Origin of the sequence: Amycolatopsis rubida, from assembly GCF_900115345.1 — a bacterium.
GTDB lineage: Bacteria > Actinomycetota > Actinomycetes > Mycobacteriales > Pseudonocardiaceae > Amycolatopsis > Amycolatopsis rubida.
Window position 1 is genome coordinate 166,572 of the sequence record NZ_FOWC01000009.1, and the last position, 15,785, is coordinate 182,356.

The following is a 15,785-nucleotide window of genomic DNA, read 5'->3' on the forward strand; positions in this document are numbered from 1 at the left end:
AAGGACTCGCTGACGCGATGAAACTCGAATCAGACCTCGCCGCCAGCACCGTGCTGGTGTTGACGGAGCCGACCGACAAATCAGCCGATCTCGTCGTGCGCGAGCTGGAGCGGCGGAACGCGCGAGTGTTCCGGGCGGACACCGGCGACTTCCCGCTTTCAGTGAACGTGAGCGCCTGGTTCGACGGCTCGTGGGAAGGCGAGATCCGCAGTCCGGACGGATCGGTCGGCCTGCGCGACATTCGCAGCGTGTATGTCCGCAGGCCGACCGCGTTCACCTCCCGGCGACGATGAACGACGCCGAACAACGGTTCGCCGCGCGCGAAGCTCGCCGAGCGTTCGGCGGGCTGCTCATGAGCCTGCCGTGGTGCTCGTGGGTGAACGACCCGTCAAAGGCGGCCGACGCGGAGTACAAGCCGCTCCAGCTCGCCACCGCCGCGGCGTGCGGCCTGCGCGTGCCGCGCACCGCGATCACCAACGTTCCCGGTGACGCTGTCGGACTCCGCGACCGGCTCGGAGACTCGGTCGTCTACAAGACGCTCTCGGGTGCCTCGGTCCCCGATGGGCAGCGGGTGTCGCTGGTGTACACGACTCCGGTCACCGTGGCGGACATGGCCGACGACCGGATTGCGCTTACCGCGCACCAGTTTCAGGAACGGATGCCGAAGATCCGGGATGTTCGGGCGACCGTCGTCGGCCGGCGCGTGTTCGCCGCGAACATCCTCGTCGCCGACGAGGACGCGGGGGAACTGCTCGACTGGCGCGCGGACTACACGGCATTGCGCTATGAGCCCGTGAGCCTCCCGGAGAGCGTCGAGTCGGCGCTGCTCAAGATGACCGATCACCTCGGCCTGGCGTTCGCCGCGGCCGATTTCGTCGTCACCGCCGATGACACCCACTACTTCGTGGACTTGAACCCCAGCGGGCAATGGGGCTGGATAGAGGACGCGACGGCACTTCCCATCGCGGACGCGATCGCCGCCCTACTCACAGGAGAAGACCAGTGACCGACGTGATCGAGCAGGACAGCAGGCTCAGCCAGTTGGCCGCCGACCTCAACACGGACCTCGTCGAGGGCTTGGAGACCTCCGGAAAGCTGACCACCCGCGCATGGGGGGCCGCGTTCGAGGACGTCCCTCGCCACCTCTTCGCGCCGCGGTTCACCCTCCCGGACAACCTCGGCGGCATGGTCTTGGGTATCGCGGACGGCACGCGGCCCGAGGAATGGCTCAACGCGGTCTACCACGACGAGGCGCTGCTGACGATTTTCGACGAGCGCGAGATGGTCACGACCTCGTGCTCAGCGCCCTCGGTCGTGGCGATCATGCTGGAGTCCAGCCAAGCGGCCGAAGGCGACACCGTGCTCGAAATCGGTACCGGCACAGGATGGACGGCGGGTCTGCTTTCCCACCGACTCGGGCCGGACGCCGTCACCTCCGTGGACATTGACCCGCGGTGTGTGCGCGAGGCGCGGGAACGGCTGGATCACCTCGGCTTTGCCCCGACGCTCGCTGTCGCGGACGGCTACCTCGGTTACCCGACACGCGCGCAGTACGACCGGATCATCGCCACGACGTCCCTGCGGAAGGTGCCGCCAGCCTGGCTGACCCAAGTACGGCCGGGCGGAACCATCCTGGCCGACATGCGCGGCGACTTCGCCGGCAACCTCGCCCGCCTCACCGTGAGCGAGGACGGGTCCGCGAGTGGTCATTTCCTGCGGGAGCGGGTGAACTTCATGCCGTTGCGCAGCAACAAGGAGGAACACGTCCGCGAGCTGTCCGAGCTGGCGTCTCGTGCGGTCAGCGCTCCAGGCCAGCAACGGCGGACCAGCCTCGCCCCTGCCGCGCTGCGTACGTGGGACTTCGCCTTCCTCGCGCAACTCTCGATGCCGGAAACACGAGCCGGTCGCGTCCGGATCGACGGCGGTCCGATGTACTACTGCCTCACGGACCCACGCAGCGAGTCGTGGGCACGGGTCGACGCAGACACCGACGACACCGAACACGAAGTCACACAAGGCGGAGACCGGCGACTGTGGGACGAACTGGAGACCGCCCACGAACTCTGGACCCGGCTGAACCAGCCATCACCCGCAGACTTCGCGATCACGGTTTCCGCAGCCGGCGAGCAAGCCGTCAGCTTGCCCGACGCCGACAGGCAGTGGGCCTTGTCGTTCTAGTCCAAGCTCAAGGCAATGCACAACGGTCGAGAGACCCCAGCGGTGCACGAGTAGCCGCTCAAAGACAGCCCAGCCGCCACGTCCGGACCCCGACGCCAGGCGTGGCGGCTGGGTCCCAGCATCGAGGCGGCCCCGAATGGCCACAGACGATCAGGTAACCGCCGCGCGGCAGGACCGGCGTTCGCGCAACGCGCAGATGTTGCAAGCGTGGCGGAATGGCGCGTCGATCACGGAGATAGCTCGCGAGCTCGGCCGGTCGCTGAGCTGGACTGGGCGACTGCTGCGTCAAGAAGGGGCGGTGCTGCCGCCTATCCGCCAAGGAGTTCGGCGAGAACTCGACACGGACGCGATCGTGCAGGGCTACGAGCAGGGAGCCTCGATGCAGGCGCTGGCCGACCAGCACGACACGTCGTACTGCACGATCCGACGGCTGTTGCTCCGAGAGAAGGTCACGATTCGCCCGCACGGCGGACAGAACGCGCTAGCGCTGTCGCCTCTCCTGTCTGCCCAATCGTCGCGCGAGAAACGGTGATCCGCCGCGTAACAACGCGCGGGGGTTCGCCGATCCTTCTTGGCGAGCCACGAATCAGGGGGAGACATCGTGACGGACGGGGACTTTGACAGACCGACCTACTTCACGTCGCGGTCCGTCTCAACACTGCTGGCGATCCTCGTCGTCGCCTTCGGGCTGGTCAGCTTCTCGCCGCCGGTCGACCAGACCGCGCAGTCGGCCAGCCTGACGCCGGCCGCCAGCACGGAACCTCCATGCGATCCGGCCGCGGTGATGAACCGGCGGCTCGACGAGCTCGGCCGCGGCGGCTTCACATGGACGCTCGCCGAGCCGTCCGGCGGCCTGTGGGGCGTGGTCGACCTGCGAGGCACCATGCAGGCGTGCATCTCGGAAGCAGGTGACGAACGAGCGGGCCGCGGCGCTGCTGGAGGCGTTGCTCGACGCCGAGCCGAAGATCGCCGGGCCGAGGGGCCGCTAGTGTCAGTAAACCGTCAAAAATCAACTCGATACAACGATGCCTAACTGGGCCACTGTGAGTCCAAAACCCATACGCTGCAACACAATTGGAGCTAACATGGCCACGATTCTGCGACAGCCGGTGTCGCAGGTTCGAATCCTGCCGGGGGCACCACAAGGATGGGAACGGCAGCGGGGCTGGTCACGGTGCCCTCCTTGTTCTCGTTATTGCATGTGTGCTGGTTGAGTCACTGTTCGCGGTCGAACGGCAGAACAGTGGCCTAGTGGGTGGCGTGACGCGTCGCTGGCGGTGTCGTTCCGGCTAGGGTGACTGTGCACTCGATCTGGTTGGTGTCTTTGTGGTAGGGGAGTTCGAGTCGAAGGGCTTCGAACAGCTGGCGCTCGGTGTCTTCGTGTATCTCCTCGATCCGGACCTCGCTCACGGGCAGAGTGTCGAGCGGTCGGGGTTGGGTGCCCGCTGGTTGGCCTCCTCGGCTTCGGCGAGCTGGGCTTCGAGTTCGATCTTGCGATGGTGCAGTTCGGCGCGTTCAGTGTTGATGTCGCGCACGAAGTCCTCGCTGGGTGTGTCGTTACGGGAGAAGTCGCGGACGAGGGTCTTGATCATTCGGGTGGTGTCGTCGATCTCGCGGCGCAGGGCGGCGAGATGTTGTTCCCGTTGGGCGGCGAGGTCGCGCACTGTGCTGTCGAGCAGGTCGCGGCGGTAGGTGCCGAAGAACAGGTAGCTGCGCGGCAGGTAACTGCGTTCGGGCCGGGGCACAGCTCGCCCGGCTAGGCCTTGACTCCTGCGGCACGCTCAACCAGCGGTCTACGACGCAGGTTCGGGGTGAGCAGGGCGGGGGTGCGGTAGGCCATGTCGAGGGGCGAGACATCGGTGCCGGGTGGAACGATCTCGTCAAGCCGGTCGAGGAGCTCGTCGGAGAGTGACACCTCGGTTCCGGCGAGCAGGTCGTCGAGCTGTCCCATGGTGCGAGGTCCGATGATCGCCGCGGTGACCCCGGGATGGGCGATCGCGAATGCGAGGGCGAGATGGGTCATCGGGATGCCGGCCTCCTCGGCCAGTGGGATGAGCTGCTCGACGACGTCAAGACGGCGCTCGTCGCTCAGGTAGGAGAAGTGAGCGGCGCGGCGCAGATCGGTCTGCTGTCCCTTGCGCACCCGGCCGGTCAGCATGCCACCGGCGAGAGGGCTCCAGACGAGCGTGCCCATTCCGTACCCCTGCGCGACCGGCAGGACCTCCGCCTCGATCCCCCGATTGAGGATTGAATAGGTGGGCTGTTCGGTGCGGAAACGTTCGAGGCCCCGGCGCTCGGAGACCCATTGCGCTTCCACTATCTCGGAGGCGGGCATCGCGGAGGAGCCGATGGTGCGCACCTTGCCGCTGTGGATCAGGTCGGACAGGGCCGAGAGGGTCTCCTCGATGTCGGTGGCGGGATCGGGGCGGTGTATCTGATAGAGGTCGATGTGGTCGGTCTTCAACCGCCTGAGGGAATTCTCGACCTCCGTCATGATCCAGCGGCGGGAGTTGCCCTGCTGGTTGGGGTCATCGCCCATCGGCAGGTGAAGCTTCGTGGCGAGGACGACGTTGTCACGACGACCGCGGAGTGCCTCGCCGACGATCTCCTCTGACTCTCCCCCCGAATAGGCGTCGGCGGTGTCGATGAGGTTGATGCCTGCGTCGAGGGCCTTGTGGATGATCCTGACGGCGTCGTCATGATCGGGGTTTCCGAGCCGGCCGAACATCATGGCGCCGAGTGCGTAGGGGCTGACCTTGATGCCCGTCTTTCCTAGAGCGCGGTAGTGCATAGATTCTCCGTTCGGTTTCGGTGCCGGTGTCCGGCATCGGGACGGGTTGGTTCAGGAGAGCAGTCGGTCGATCCACTGGTCGCGGGCGCCGGTCATGTCCTTCGCGAGCGTGGTGTGGGGGGCGAAGGCGTCGAAGGCGTGGAATCCACCGGGCCAGACGTGAAGCTCGGCTTGTCCTCCTGCCGCCCAGATGCCGGAGGCGTAGGCGATGTCCTCGTCCCGGAAGACCTCTGCGGAGCCGCAGTCGATGAAGGTCGGCGGCAGGCCGGACAGATCGCCGGCGCGAGCGGGAGCCGCGTAGACCGACACCTCGTCGCTGCCGCGGCGATCCCCGAGGAGTGCGGACCAGCCGGTGCGGTTGCTGCCGCGGTCCCACACGCCGACGCCGTCGATCTGCCGCGTCGACGCGGTGTCGTCGCGGTCGTCCAGCATCGGGTACATCAGCAACTGACCGGCGAGGGCTGGGCCGCGCCGATCGCGGGCGAGCAGGGTCGTGCCCGCAGCGAGGCCACCGCCTGCGCTGCTGCCGGCGATGACGAGCCGGCCCGCGTCGATGCCGAGCTCCTCGGCGTGCTCAGCGGTCCAGACGAGCCCCGCGTAGCAGTCCTCGACGGGGGCCGGATCGGGATGCTCCGGCGCGAGGCGGTAGCCGACGCTGACCGCGACGGCGTCGTAGCGCAAGAGCCAGTCCGCGAGCACCTCGACCCCGCCGAGTCGGTCACCGAACACCATGCCGCCGCCGTGGACGTAGTAGAAGCCAACGCCCGCCCCGACATGGCCGGCGGGCTGCACGATGCTGAGGGGGATGGCACCGCCGTCGGACGAGGGCGCGGTGACGTCGCGCACCTCCAGGCCACGTCGGACGAGCGCCTGTCTCGCGTCGGCACCGTCGCCCATTGTCTGCCGCAGAGGGTGGATCATCTCGGGGGTGATCGTGGGCGGAAGCTGCGCGGCCAGGGACTCCAGCGCGGCCTCCAGCTCCGGATCGAACGGCGGGCGTGGGATCGCGGTGCCCGCGTTTTTCATTGTCACTTGCTCTCCAGGCGTCCGGCCGGCTCGGGCTCGGAGCGCAGCTCGTCCGCGGCAACGGTCCAGTCCTCTGCATCACCGAGGACGGCGGCGCGCAGCCAGGCGGTGCTGAGGCGTTGCACGAGCTCCACGCGTTGCGGGTTCTCGTCGGTGGTCGCGGCGGCTTCGTAGCCGTTGATGCCGCCGAGTCCGTGCTCGCCTCCGAAGAGAGTGAGCAGGGTCTTGTTCGCGGGGCTCATGGTGTACACGTCGGTGAACCAGTCCGGGCCTCGGGTGGATAGCGGCGACTGGTCGTGGTCCCCGGCGGCGAGGAACGCCGGCGCGGTCAGTTCGGTGAAGTCGGGGCGCATGAACGGGAAGTACGTCTGCGCCAGCTCATTGAGGCTGTCCCCATCGCCCGGATGCGCCAGCAGGACGCCGACCGTGAAACGAGCGTCCGTCATGCTCTCGCCCGGGGTGCCGGCGGCGTCGCGGACCCGCTCGCCGAGGAGCATGCCGGCAGTCTGCGCGCCGTAGGAATGGCCGGCGGCGATCAGCCGGGTCCGGTCGATCCGCCCCGCGAGTCCGGGAACGGTCCGCTCGATGAGTTCGAGGCTGTCGGCGACATGGCTCATGTCCTGGACGCGCAGGCGCCAGATGTCCGGGGTGCGCGGGTCATCGGGGGCAAGGCCGAGCGTCTTGGAGTCCAGGAAGGTCGGCTGGATGACCACGAAGCCGCAGGCGGCCCAGTAGTCGGCCAGCGGCGCGTAGTCGCGGGAGGCGAGGCTGAAGCCGTGGGCGAACACGATCGTCGGCAGCCCATCGCCGGAGGTGGGCGCCGACACCTTCACCTGAAGATCCTGACCCCGGTACGAGGCGGGAATCGTGACGGGCGAGACGGTGGTCACAGGAGTCGGAGCGGAGATGGTGGTCATCATCGTGCTTTCTGAGGAGTCGTGGACAGAGGCGGTGTTTCGAGATGGATTCCGCTAACATTGCCTAAACGGATCATCGATCCACAACGATACGGATCAATGATCCGTTTAGCAAGCATGAGAGACAACGAGGGCAGAACGCTGACAGCGAACAACGGGGAACCGCATGCGTCGAAGAGAGCAGACGCCCTCCGCAATGCGCGGACGGTGCTGGAGGCCGCGGCGGCGGTGTTCGTCGAATCCGGTGTGGACGCGCCGATCCGTCAGATCGCGTCCCGTGCCGGCGTCGGCATCGCCACCATCTACCGTCACTACCCGACCCGGCAGGACCTCATCGTCGCCGTCTACCGGCATCAAGTGGAGGCATGCGCTGCCGCCGCCCCGGAGCTTCTCGCGTCCTCGTCATCGGCTTTCGCGGCGCTGCGCAGCTGGGTGGGCCTGTTCGTGGAGTTCCTGACGACCAAGCACGGGCTCGCCTCCGCGATGAGCTCGGACGAGGGCGAGTTCGGCACCCTCCACGCCTACTTCCTCGACCGGCTCGTCCCCGCCTGCTCCCAGATCCTGGATGCGGGCATCGCCGCCGGTGAATTCCGCCCAGGCGTCCCTGCCGCGCTCCTGCTGCGCGCGGTCGGCAACCTCTGCGTCACCAGCCAGTTCGACCAAGCCAACGAGACCCAGAACATGGTCGATGTCTTTCTTGACGGGATGACCGTCGTCGCCTCGCCGAGTTCGTAGACCCTTCTTCCCGCCGTGGCGGGCCGGGAGCGCCGCGATGCCTGGACGCGACGCTGTCCAGGCACGACGAGCTGGCGAGGAAGCGACCGTGGCAAACCGGGCAACTGTCTGCGAGTTGGCGCTCATCAGGTGCTCCCACCGGAGCCTGGACGCTCGAAGGTCGCCTCGACCGTCAACGTGCCGATGAAAACTCCCTGGTCAGCCCCGTTCCCATCCTTTGGTAGTCCTGCCGGGGGGCACAAAACCTGGTGATCGGCATGTCCTCTGGCCCGCGGAAATGCCCTCGCTTCCGATCGGTTAAGGGCAGCCGCCTCTCTGCCGCGACGCCCCTCTCTCTGCGGTGCGCCACCCGGGATCGCTCACAGCTGCCGGAGCTCCTTCAGGATATGGAGCACGAGCTTGACGGTCACCACAAAGGCACCTGCCCCAGCGATCAGCACGGCTTCCGTTGGGGTGCCCACGGCGGCCGCCACGATTCCGGCCACCAGGCAGGCGATCACTCCAGTGAGCACTGCGACCAGGACAAGCAGAGTCCGCTGGCGGGACCGCGTCGCACGGGGCTTGGTCATGGGGTGGCAACCCTTCACTCATCGGACAGCGGCTTCGGGCTGCCGTCGCTTGCGCAACCCAGTAGAGCAGATTATTATCTTCTCATCAACTAGAGAGGATTGAGTTTTGAACCAGCTGGATCTCGCGGACAGCGACTACGACCGAGTCATGCTGCTCGCACGCGCCTGGCAGGTCTCGGGCGGCGAGGCGGTGCGACGCCTGCTCGACCACTTCGTCCGCGAGGTCGGAACGCCCGCCGCTGGTCAGGAACCTGCCGATGACGGCGTGCCCATCTACGCCGACTACGGAGGCGAGCGCGTCGAGGCGCGCTACCACAAAGCTACTAAGCGAGTCGACATTACGAGTGGTGTGCTTGCTGGGCGCTCGTACAAGAGCCCGAGCGGTGCCGCGATGGGGGTTGTTCAAGCGCTCAACCCCAACGTGCACAACAACCGCAACGGATGGTCGTTCTGGTTCATCGCCGAGAACGGGGAAGCACTGCAAACGATTCGGCCGTAGCCGGCCGCGTAGCACTGCCTGACCGACGCAAGCTAAGCGAAGAGCTGGTCCAGGTGCCGATCGACAGCCGCGAGCGCGGCATGAGGATCGATCACGTCCAGCTCAAGCAGCGGCGTTAATCCAGTCAGCGCAAGGAAAAGATTCGTCTCAACGGCTGGGTCCCGGTCCGCGGCGATGTGTCCGTCAGCGACGGCCTGCCGGATCAGGTGTTCCACGAGTGCTCGTTTCTCGCGCAGGTCATCGCGCAGCTTCGCGTGCAACTCGGGGTCGTGCAGTGCTTCGAGGACGTACGCGGCGCTCATCCGGCTGGTGGCTCGGGCGTCGGGGTGCAGCGGCAGCATCTCGGTGAGCGTCACCCGCAGCACTTCTCGGGGGTGCGTCACGTCGGCGAGGCTCTCGGCGACCCGGTGCGAGGCCTGCTCCCCGGCGAACTCCATTGCGAATGTGAGCATCGCCGTCCGAGTCGAGAAGTAGTGCTGAACCTGGCCGAGCGACGCGTTCGCCTCGCGGGCGACCTCGCGCATGGTCGCGTGGTTCCAGCCTTGCTGTGCCACTACTCGCCACAGTGCGCGCGCGATCGCTTCCCGGCGCTCGCGGTGGTCGACCTTTTTCGGCACGGTTGCCCTTTCCCTCGTTCCAATACAGGTGACATAATACACTTGACTTGAAACCTGAGGGGGATGAAAATGGACGGCAAGACGCAGCTGGCGGTCCGGACGGTCGAGGGGGCCGTGGCGGGCCGCTGGCGAGCGGGGATGGCGGAGTTCCGCGGAATCCCGTACGCCCAGCCGCCGGTGGGCGATCTCCGGTTCGCCGCGCCGGTCCCGGTTCCGCACTGGGACGGCACGCGACAGGCGACCGAGTTCGGTCCGCTGCCTCCGCAGTCCGGGCCAGTTCAGGTGGGGTCGGCACCCGAAACGGACTGGCTGACCCTCAACGTCTCAACGCCCGACCCAGGAGCGGCAGGCCTGCCCGTGCTGGTGTGGCTGCCGGGCGGCGGATACGTCATCTCGGTGAGCGGCGACCCGACCTACGATCCGACCCAGCTGTGCGCGGACGGGTTGGTCGTGGTGAGCGTCAACTACCGGGTCGGCGTCGAAGGGTTCGCGTTCATCGACGGTGCTCCGGCCAATCGCGGGTTCCTCGACCAGATCGCCGCTCTGGAATGGGTGCAGCGCAACATTTCCCACTTCGGCGGCGACCCCGCGCGAGTGTGTGTCGCCGGTCAGTCCGCGGGAGCGGGATCGGTCGCGTGCTTGCTCGTGACAACCGAAGCGCAAGGCTTGTTCCAGCGCGCCATCGCCCATTCCGTACCCGGTGCGTTCGTCCTCCCCTCGCTCGCGAAGCAGGTCACCGCGGCGCTTGCGAACGGGGAAGACCTCCGGAACGTCGACCCGTGGGAGTTGGCCGACAGCCTCACCGCGTTCAACGCCAGCCTGTCCGGCCACCACGACCGCTGGGGGCCGATGGCTCAGATCGGGGCCGGAGTTTGTCCTGTTCTGGACGAGACTTCCCTGCCGCGGACACCCTGGTCGGCTCTCTCCGACGGTGTCGACCTTCTCCTCGGCCACACCCGCGACGAGTTCCGGCTGTTCTCTGTCATGGCCGGCCGCGCCGGCACCTTCACTGCCGAGGACGCGCAACTGGCGCTCGACCTCTTTGCCCCGTCGCCAGACGGCTACCGCGCGGGCTACCCGGAAGCCAGCCCGTCCGAGTTGATGGAGATCGTCTACTCGGACGCCCTTTTCCGGATGCCGAGCCAGCAGCTGGCCGAAGCGAACGCTTTGGTCGGCGGTCGGTCGTACCTCTTCGAGCTGTGTTTAGCCGCCCCCGGCCTGGGTGCGTGTCACAGCCTCGACGTGTCTCTCGCGTTCGGAACGCTGGACAGTCCGGTCGGCCGCCAGGTGTTCGGCGAGATGCCTACTGCCGCAACGCTTCGGGTGTCCGAGGAGCTTCGGCGGGCCTGGGCCAGCTTCGCAGCCACCGGCGATCCGGGGTGGGCTGCCTATCGTCCCGGGCAACGGCTGACCCGCGTGATGGACACCGAGTCGAAGACCGTTCCCTATCCGGAAGAAGCTTCACGGAAGATTTGGGAGCGACACACCCCGGCACCGTTTGCCCTTCCCACATAGGCGGAGCCATGCCGACCTGCCGATACCAGGCAAGAAGATCCGGCTGATCAATGCTCCCAGGATCAACCACGCCGCCCGGCTCTTCGTCGCGTAACAGTCGTTTCACCGGCAGCTCGGCGGATGGCCGCGAGGATCCGTTGCCGCAGCGCCTCGTCGGGACGTGCCCCATCGGTCAGGGTGACGAAAAACGACATCCAGTCCCCGCCATCGTCGAGCTCAACGCCGACGACGAGCGCTTCCATGACCTCTCGCCGCGCCGCCACAGTCCCGGAAATGTGTCGAAATACGCGGTCCGGTACCGGCTGTCATCGGGGCTGGTTCGCTATCCGGCGATAATTTGACGGTATGGTCCGCGTCGCTCGATCAGCTCCCTCGCCCGGTTAGACGCCCACCCTGATCGCAAGTCTTGCGTCCGTCACTGCGCGGCCTTCCCTGATCCTCTCCAGCAATAGCGAACGGGATGGCATGACGGCAAACGGTTTTCTCAACTCCGGCCGAGAAAACGCCGCTGCTCCGCCGCCGCGTCCGAGTCCTCCGGGCTATCGCCGCCGAACCCGCCGTGCGGCATCGCCTCGAACACGTGCAGTTCGGCCGCCACGCCCGCGGCGCGCAATTTCCGGTGCATCCGGACCGTGTTCGAGAGGAACAGATCGCGGGTGCCGCTTCGGAGGAAGGTGCGCGGGAAGCCGGAAACGTCGCCGAAGATCGGGGACAGGTACGGATCCCGCAGATCGGTGCCCGCGGCGTAGAGGGCGTTCGTCGGTGCCAGGCTGCGGAGGACGTTGTCGACGCCGTCCAGCGTCTGGAAGGTGTCGCCGGATTCGGTCAGGTCGATCTGTGGCGTGTTGAGCACCAGTGCGGCCGGCATGGGCAGCCCGGCGTCCTTGGCGCACAACAAAAGCGCGGCCGCGATGTTCCCTCCCGCGGAATCGCCGCCGACGAACACCTGTGACGGATCACGCTCCCGCAGCGCGTGCCGGTACACGGACATCGCATCGTTCAGCGCCGCCGGATACGGATACAGCGGCGGCAGCCGGTAGTCCACACCCCACACGAGCATGCCCGTTGACAACGCCGTCCTGACCGTTGTCGCCCGACACGCGTCCCCGCCGCCGACCAAGAGACCGCCGGGATGCATCCACAGGAAGACGGCGTCGTCATCGACCCCGCGCGGCCTAGCGGCATACCCGACGGCTCCGTCTACCTCGAAGTCCTCGACGGTCACTGGCAGTTCGGAGAACGGAAACCGCTGCGCCGTCGACTGATTCGCCTGGGCGGCCATCGCGAGCCAGCCATCCGTGTCCTCGGCTGCCGGATAGGCCAACTCGCCGACGTCGAAGGCGAGCCAGGACTGTGCCTGCTCGCTGATCGTCGACGGTGCCGGAAACGCGCGCTCGCTCATGACTGGGCTCCCCTCCGCCTGTTACTATCTTAGCTGACTAAATTTAGTGACACAAGGAAGTGATTCCGGATGCCCAGAACCAGCGAACGCGGCGGCCCGCGGACGCGCGCCCGGATCCTGTCGGTCGCGAACCGGCTGTTCGTTGAGCGCGGGTACGAAGCCGTCACCGTCGCCGAGGTCGCGCGGGAGGCCGGGGTTTCCAGCGTGACGGTCTTCAACCATTTCGCGCGAAAGGAAGACCTCTTCCTGGATCGGGCGACCGACGCTGTAGACCTGCTGCGCACGGCGGTCCGCGACCGCGCGCCGGACGTCGATGCCCTGACCTCCTTGCAGGACCTGTGTTTCCGGCTGTGCGACGACCGCGCGCCGCTGTCCGGAATCAGCGCCAATTCCGTACCGTTCTTCCAGACAGTCGCCGGTTCGCCCGCGCTGATCGCCCGAGCGCGAGCTATCGGCTCCGAACTTCAGTCCGTCCTCGCCGAGGAGCTGACTCAAGACCCCGCCTTCGACGGCGACGGGATGTTGCTCGCAGCCTTCTTTATCGCTGGCTACAGCGCGGTGCTGGTGGAAACCGTCCGCTGCCGCATCGATGGCGAGTCGGATCGTGCGGCGGCGAAGGACCATCGCGTTCGCCTCGACCGGCTGTTCACCGCACTGCGCGACGGCGTCTTGGCGCGCTGACGAGCAGGACAAACGCTGCGGCTGCGGCGCAGATCGCGAGTGCGGTGCCGGGCGCCGTGGTTTCCGTCGTCGCGCCGAGGAGGCCAGAGCCAGCGGCGGCACCGAGGTTGATCGCGGTGTTGATCCAGCTGCTCGCTTCGGTCCGGACGGTGGGATCGGTGCGAGCGTCCGCCGCGAGGTATCCGACGATGAGCAGCGGTGCGATGAAGCCGCCCGCTATGCCGTTGCCGACGACGAGCGCTGGCGTGGATCCGATGAGCCCAGCAGTCGCGCTGACGCCGATCAGCGCTGTGCCGAGAACGAGCAGCTGCCGTTCGACCGCCATTCGCGGATTGAGACGGCCGTACAGCAAACCGCCGAGCGCGCTGGCCCCTGCGAACAAGGCCAAGACGACACCCGGGAGAACCGTGGAACCCTCGGCCGTATGGCTGGTGCCATGATCTCGACCGCGCCGAGGATGATTCCCGGTGCATGATGGCGACGACTACCGGGAGAAATCCGGGCGACCGTAGAGGTTTCGGCGCCTCCCCGGTTTGCTTGGCACGGTGTCCGTGCTGTTGCCGGGACAGCGGACTGCACACGAAAAGGCCACTGCCGTGGCGACGAAGCCCGCCGAGACGCATCCGCGAGAGCGGTGAGGGCCGCGGAAGTCAAGGGACCGACTGCGAAAACCAACTTTTCAGCGACCGCGTCCAGGCTCAATCCTCGAGTGCGCAGCGGTCCGCGACGCACCCGGATTCGCGGCGAACACCACGAGCGCCACCGTGTGGACCGCGCCCAGCGCGGACAAGACGGCGGTCTGACCGAGCCGGTCGACGGCGCGTGCTCGCCACGGGGTCGCAACCACGTTGGCTATTCCCGGCACGGCCGTGACGGCTCCGGCGGCGGCGAACGACCCGCTGCCGGATTCGAGGAGAAACACGAGCGCGAGCCCGGACATCGCCAGCGACGACCGGCCAAGGACGCTCGGCAGGAAAGAGCGCACCACGTGGGGTTGGCGCAGGGCGGCCCAGTAGGACAGGTGTTCGGTTGACACATCGTTCTCCGGTGCACAGCGCGGGTCGAGGCGCGCGGCTGACGGGGGTCCTGTGCCGGAAACGGCGCGCTGAGACTCGCCCGGGCCGGTGCTGGGTCTGCGAGGGGCGGGTCGCGGGACCGTCAGCTGAAGAGGACGATGAACTGGAACATCGCCGCGACCGTATCAGCGGCGGCACGCCTGGCGGTCGCCTTTTCGCGCGGACTCCCGGCGGCGAGCCTTCCGAACCAGCCGAGGGTGTGCGGCCGATGAACATCCGCTTCTTCTGGATCGGTTACGCAACTCGGCGGTCCCCATCCGAAGAAGTCACTCAAGTGGGTGACCAGCAACAGGGTCGACCGCTGTTCTCGGCCGCTCCGGTGGACCAGTCGAGTCACCTGGTCGTGTCTGGTTTCGAAACCGTGAACAACAGTAGGTAATCTTCCGTAACGGGTGCGGGGAGCCGCCTCCAACCCACGGTCTGCCGGAGGGCTTCGTTGATCAAGCTCATGTTCGCCGACGACGAGGAACTAGTTCGGTCGGGGCTGCGCGCCATGATGTCCGGGGCGTCGGACATCGAGATCGTGGGCGAGGCAAGCGACGGCAGATCGGCGGTCGAGGTCGCCCGTCGCTATCACCCTGACGTCGCGCTGCTCGACATCAAGATGCGCGCCCCTGACGACGGCATTCGCGCGCTTCGGGCCATTCTCGCGCTGCCCGATCCGCCGACCGTGGCCATGCTCACCACCTTCGACATCGACGAGTACGTCAGCCTCGCGCTGCGGCTCGGTGCCAACGGCTTCCTGCTGAAGGACATCGACCCGGCGGCGCTGCTGCGGGCCGTGCGCGACCTGGCCAAGGGCGGTGCCGTCCTCGATCCGGGCGTCGCCGTGCGCATGGTGCAGAGCCACCGCGACGAGCAGCGGGCCGCGCAGCCGGCGCGCAAGCTCCTGGCCTCGCTGTCCGAACGCGAACGCGAGGTCGTCGCGCTGATCGGACAGGGTCTGTCGAACGCCGAGATCGGCGGGCGGCTGCACCTGTCCGAGGCGACGGTGAAGGGCTACGTCTCGGCGGTGCTGTCGAAGATCGGCGCGGCCAACCGGGTGCAGGCCGCGCTCCTGGCCTACCGCGGCGGGCTTCTCGACCAGTAGAACCAGCACATGCTGCTGACCGCGCTCGAGTTCCTCGGGCTGGTGGCGTTCGCGGCGTCCGGGGCGCTGGCCGCGGTCCGGGCGCGGCTGGACGTGTTCGGGGTCGTCGTGGTCGGCCTGACCACGGCGCTCGGCGGCGGCATCATCCGCGACGTGCTCCTCGGCATCCATCCGCCGACGTCCCTGCGCAACTGGCCGTACTTGGCTGTCTGCGCGGTGACGGCGCTGGTCGTGTTCACCTTCCACCCGCAGGTCGCCCGGCTGCGGCACGCGGTGCTGCTCGCGGACGCGGTCGGGCTCGGAGTGTTCGCCACGGCCGGCACGACGCTGGCGCTCAACGCGGGCGCGACCGGGTACGCCGCGTGCCTGATCGGCATGACCAGCGGCATCGGCGGCGGCGCGGTCCGCGACCTGTTGCTGCGGGAGATCCCGCTCGTGCTGCGCAAGGAGATCTACGCGATGGCCGCGCTGACCGGCGCGGTGTGCGTCTGGGTGGGACACGCGCTGAACCTCCCGGCCGGCGCGGTCACGACCGTCTCGGCGGTGGTCGTGGTCGCGATCCGCGTGCTCGCGCTCTGGCGACACTGGAACGCCCCGGTCGCCCGGCCGCCGGAAGAGCGCTCGTTATGACGTCAGCTGCGGACGTGGATGTGCTTCCCCCGACGGCCCGTGCGGGACGCCGGACCTAG

General features: G+C 67.5%; 21 protein-coding genes. 11 read left to right on the forward strand and 10 right to left on the reverse strand.

The window, feature by feature from the left end:
• Positions 1 to 17 precede the first annotated feature (17 nt).
• The 5 genes from BM362_RS49425 to BM362_RS46995 all read left to right on the forward strand — a co-directional run bounded on the left by BM362_RS49425 (position 18) and on the right by BM362_RS46995 (position 3,211).
• Positions 18 to 293, forward strand: coding sequence for an MvdC/MvdD family ATP grasp protein (locus BM362_RS49425; protein ID WP_244287335.1), 276 nt, complete (start codon positions 18 to 20; stop codon positions 291 to 293).
• Positions 290 to 1,006, forward strand: coding sequence for an MvdC/MvdD family ATP grasp protein (locus BM362_RS30255; protein ID WP_244287336.1), 717 nt, complete (start codon positions 290 to 292; stop codon positions 1,004 to 1,006). The genes BM362_RS49425 and BM362_RS30255 overlap by 4 nt, the downstream gene beginning before the upstream one ends.
• Entirely contained in the window at positions 1,003 to 2,178 is a 1,176-nt protein-coding gene (locus tag BM362_RS30260; RefSeq protein ID WP_244287337.1) for a methyltransferase domain-containing protein, read from the forward strand. The genes BM362_RS30255 and BM362_RS30260 overlap by 4 nt, the downstream gene beginning before the upstream one ends.
• Before the next feature lie 136 nt (positions 2,179 to 2,314).
• On the forward strand, positions 2,315 to 2,710 hold the full coding sequence (locus BM362_RS30265; protein WP_067575420.1) for a helix-turn-helix domain-containing protein: 396 nt from the start codon (positions 2,315 to 2,317) through the stop codon (positions 2,708 to 2,710).
• Between the two features lie 69 nt (positions 2,711 to 2,779).
• On the forward strand, positions 2,780 to 3,211 hold the full coding sequence (locus BM362_RS46995; protein ID WP_143132512.1) for a hypothetical protein: 432 nt from the start codon (positions 2,780 to 2,782) through the stop codon (positions 3,209 to 3,211).
• A gap of 373 nt (positions 3,212 to 3,584) precedes the next feature.
• On the opposite strand, the gene BM362_RS30275 is transcribed toward BM362_RS46995, so the two are convergent.
• The 4 genes from BM362_RS30275 to BM362_RS30290 are packed head-to-tail and all read right to left on the reverse strand — an operon-like array spanning position 3,585 to position 6,915.
• A complete protein-coding gene (locus BM362_RS30275) occupies positions 3,585 to 3,923 on the reverse strand; it encodes a hypothetical protein (RefSeq protein ID WP_093575426.1) in 339 nt (112 codons plus the stop codon).
• Positions 3,924 to 3,934: 11 nt separating this feature from the next.
• Entirely contained in the window at positions 3,935 to 4,969 is a 1,035-nt protein-coding gene (locus BM362_RS30280) for an aldo/keto reductase (protein ID WP_093575427.1), read from the reverse strand.
• Between the two features lie 51 nt (positions 4,970 to 5,020).
• A complete protein-coding gene (locus tag BM362_RS30285; protein ID WP_093575428.1) occupies positions 5,021 to 5,995 on the reverse strand; it encodes an alpha/beta hydrolase in 975 nt (324 codons plus the stop codon).
• 2 nt (positions 5,996 to 5,997) lie between these two features.
• Positions 5,998 to 6,915, reverse strand: coding sequence for an alpha/beta hydrolase family protein (locus BM362_RS30290; protein ID WP_244287338.1), 918 nt, complete (start codon positions 6,913 to 6,915; stop codon positions 5,998 to 6,000).
• A gap of 114 nt (positions 6,916 to 7,029) precedes the next feature.
• On the opposite strand from BM362_RS30290, the gene BM362_RS30295 reads away from it, so the two are divergent.
• Positions 7,030 to 7,647 carry a TetR/AcrR family transcriptional regulator gene (locus tag BM362_RS30295; RefSeq protein ID WP_067575430.1) on the forward strand — a complete coding sequence of 206 codons (618 nt, stop codon included), beginning with the start codon at positions 7,030 to 7,032 and terminating at the stop codon, positions 7,645 to 7,647.
• Positions 7,648 to 8,006: 359 nt separating this feature from the next.
• Here the strand turns inward: BM362_RS30295 and BM362_RS30300 are convergent, their stop codons facing one another.
• Positions 8,007 to 8,216 carry a hypothetical protein gene (locus BM362_RS30300; RefSeq protein WP_067575432.1) on the reverse strand — a complete coding sequence of 70 codons (210 nt, stop codon included), beginning with the start codon at positions 8,214 to 8,216 and terminating at the stop codon, positions 8,007 to 8,009.
• 106 nt (positions 8,217 to 8,322) lie between these two features.
• Here BM362_RS30300 and BM362_RS30305 point away from each other — a divergent pair, with 106 nt between their 5' ends.
• Positions 8,323 to 8,715, forward strand: a complete 393-nt coding sequence (locus BM362_RS30305) for a hypothetical protein (RefSeq protein ID WP_093575430.1) — start codon at positions 8,323 to 8,325, stop codon at positions 8,713 to 8,715.
• A gap of 32 nt (positions 8,716 to 8,747) precedes the next feature.
• Here the strand turns inward: BM362_RS30305 and BM362_RS30310 are convergent, their stop codons facing one another.
• Entirely contained in the window at positions 8,748 to 9,332 is a 585-nt protein-coding gene (locus BM362_RS30310; RefSeq protein ID WP_067575434.1) for a TetR/AcrR family transcriptional regulator, read from the reverse strand.
• A gap of 69 nt (positions 9,333 to 9,401) precedes the next feature.
• On the opposite strand from BM362_RS30310, the gene BM362_RS30315 reads away from it, so the two are divergent.
• A complete protein-coding gene (locus BM362_RS30315) occupies positions 9,402 to 10,847 on the forward strand; it encodes a carboxylesterase/lipase family protein (RefSeq protein ID WP_093575556.1) in 1,446 nt (481 codons plus the stop codon).
• A 62-nt stretch (positions 10,848 to 10,909) separates the two neighbouring features.
• Here BM362_RS30315 and BM362_RS47000 read toward each other — a convergent pair whose 3' ends face one another.
• Positions 10,910 to 11,089, reverse strand: coding sequence for a hypothetical protein (locus tag BM362_RS47000; RefSeq protein ID WP_143132513.1), 180 nt, complete (start codon positions 11,087 to 11,089; stop codon positions 10,910 to 10,912).
• Positions 11,090 to 11,331: 242 nt separating this feature from the next.
• Entirely contained in the window at positions 11,332 to 12,249 is a 918-nt protein-coding gene (locus tag BM362_RS30320; protein ID WP_067575436.1) for an alpha/beta hydrolase, read from the reverse strand.
• A gap of 69 nt (positions 12,250 to 12,318) precedes the next feature.
• On the opposite strand from BM362_RS30320, the gene BM362_RS30325 reads away from it, so the two are divergent.
• Positions 12,319 to 12,930: a TetR/AcrR family transcriptional regulator gene (locus tag BM362_RS30325; protein ID WP_067575438.1), complete on the forward strand. Its 612-nt coding sequence runs from the start codon at positions 12,319 to 12,321 to the stop codon at positions 12,928 to 12,930.
• Here BM362_RS30325 and BM362_RS30330 read toward each other — a convergent pair.
• Positions 12,896 to 13,318 (reverse strand): MFS transporter, encoded by a 423-nt coding sequence (locus BM362_RS30330; protein WP_093575431.1) that lies wholly within the window; start codon positions 13,316 to 13,318, stop codon positions 12,896 to 12,898. The two genes, BM362_RS30325 and BM362_RS30330, sit on opposite strands and share 35 nt — an antisense overlap.
• 291 nt (positions 13,319 to 13,609) lie before the next feature.
• Positions 13,610 to 13,966 (reverse strand): hypothetical protein, encoded by a 357-nt coding sequence (locus BM362_RS30335; protein WP_093575432.1) that lies wholly within the window; start codon positions 13,964 to 13,966, stop codon positions 13,610 to 13,612.
• Positions 13,967 to 14,442: 476 nt separating this feature from the next.
• Between BM362_RS30335 and BM362_RS30340 the strand changes: the two genes are divergently transcribed.
• Both BM362_RS30340 and BM362_RS30345 read left to right on the forward strand, forming a co-directional pair.
• Entirely contained in the window at positions 14,443 to 15,096 is a 654-nt protein-coding gene (locus BM362_RS30340) for a response regulator (RefSeq protein WP_009083595.1), read from the forward strand.
• A 9-nt stretch (positions 15,097 to 15,105) separates the two neighbouring features.
• Entirely contained in the window at positions 15,106 to 15,726 is a 621-nt protein-coding gene (locus BM362_RS30345) for a trimeric intracellular cation channel family protein (protein WP_093575433.1), read from the forward strand.
• Positions 15,727 to 15,785 lie beyond the last annotated feature (59 nt).

Bases quoted from the DNA above. Each gene is read 5' to 3' on its own strand.
- BM362_RS49425 (WP_244287335.1), top strand. From the start codon at position 18: ATGAAACTCGAATCAGACCTCGCCGCCAGCACCGTGCTGGTGTTGACG.
- BM362_RS30255 (WP_244287336.1), top strand. From the start codon at position 290: ATGAACGACGCCGAACAACGGTTCGCCGCGCGCGAAGCTCGCCGAGCG.
- BM362_RS30265 (WP_067575420.1), top strand. From the start codon at position 2,315: ATGGCCACAGACGATCAGGTAACCGCCGCGCGGCAGGACCGGCGTTCG.
- BM362_RS30280 (WP_093575427.1), bottom strand. From the start codon at position 4,969: ATGCACTACCGCGCTCTAGGAAAGACGGGCATCAAGGTCAGCCCCTAC.
- BM362_RS30285 (WP_093575428.1), bottom strand. From the start codon at position 5,995: ATGAAAAACGCGGGCACCGCGATCCCACGCCCGCCGTTCGATCCGGAG.
- BM362_RS30290 (WP_244287338.1), bottom strand. From the start codon at position 6,915: ATGATGACCACCATCTCCGCTCCGACTCCTGTGACCACCGTCTCGCCC.
- BM362_RS30295 (WP_067575430.1), top strand. From the start codon at position 7,030: ATGAGAGACAACGAGGGCAGAACGCTGACAGCGAACAACGGGGAACCG.
- BM362_RS30300 (WP_067575432.1), bottom strand. From the start codon at position 8,216: ATGACCAAGCCCCGTGCGACGCGGTCCCGCCAGCGGACTCTGCTTGTC.
- BM362_RS30315 (WP_093575556.1), top strand. From the start codon at position 9,402: ATGGACGGCAAGACGCAGCTGGCGGTCCGGACGGTCGAGGGGGCCGTG.
- BM362_RS47000 (WP_143132513.1), bottom strand. From the start codon at position 11,089: ATGGAAGCGCTCGTCGTCGGCGTTGAGCTCGACGATGGCGGGGACTGG.
- BM362_RS30320 (WP_067575436.1), bottom strand. From the start codon at position 12,249: ATGAGCGAGCGCGCGTTTCCGGCACCGTCGACGATCAGCGAGCAGGCA.
- BM362_RS30325 (WP_067575438.1), top strand. From the start codon at position 12,319: ATGCCCAGAACCAGCGAACGCGGCGGCCCGCGGACGCGCGCCCGGATC.
- BM362_RS30345 (WP_093575433.1), top strand. From the start codon at position 15,106: ATGCTGCTGACCGCGCTCGAGTTCCTCGGGCTGGTGGCGTTCGCGGCG.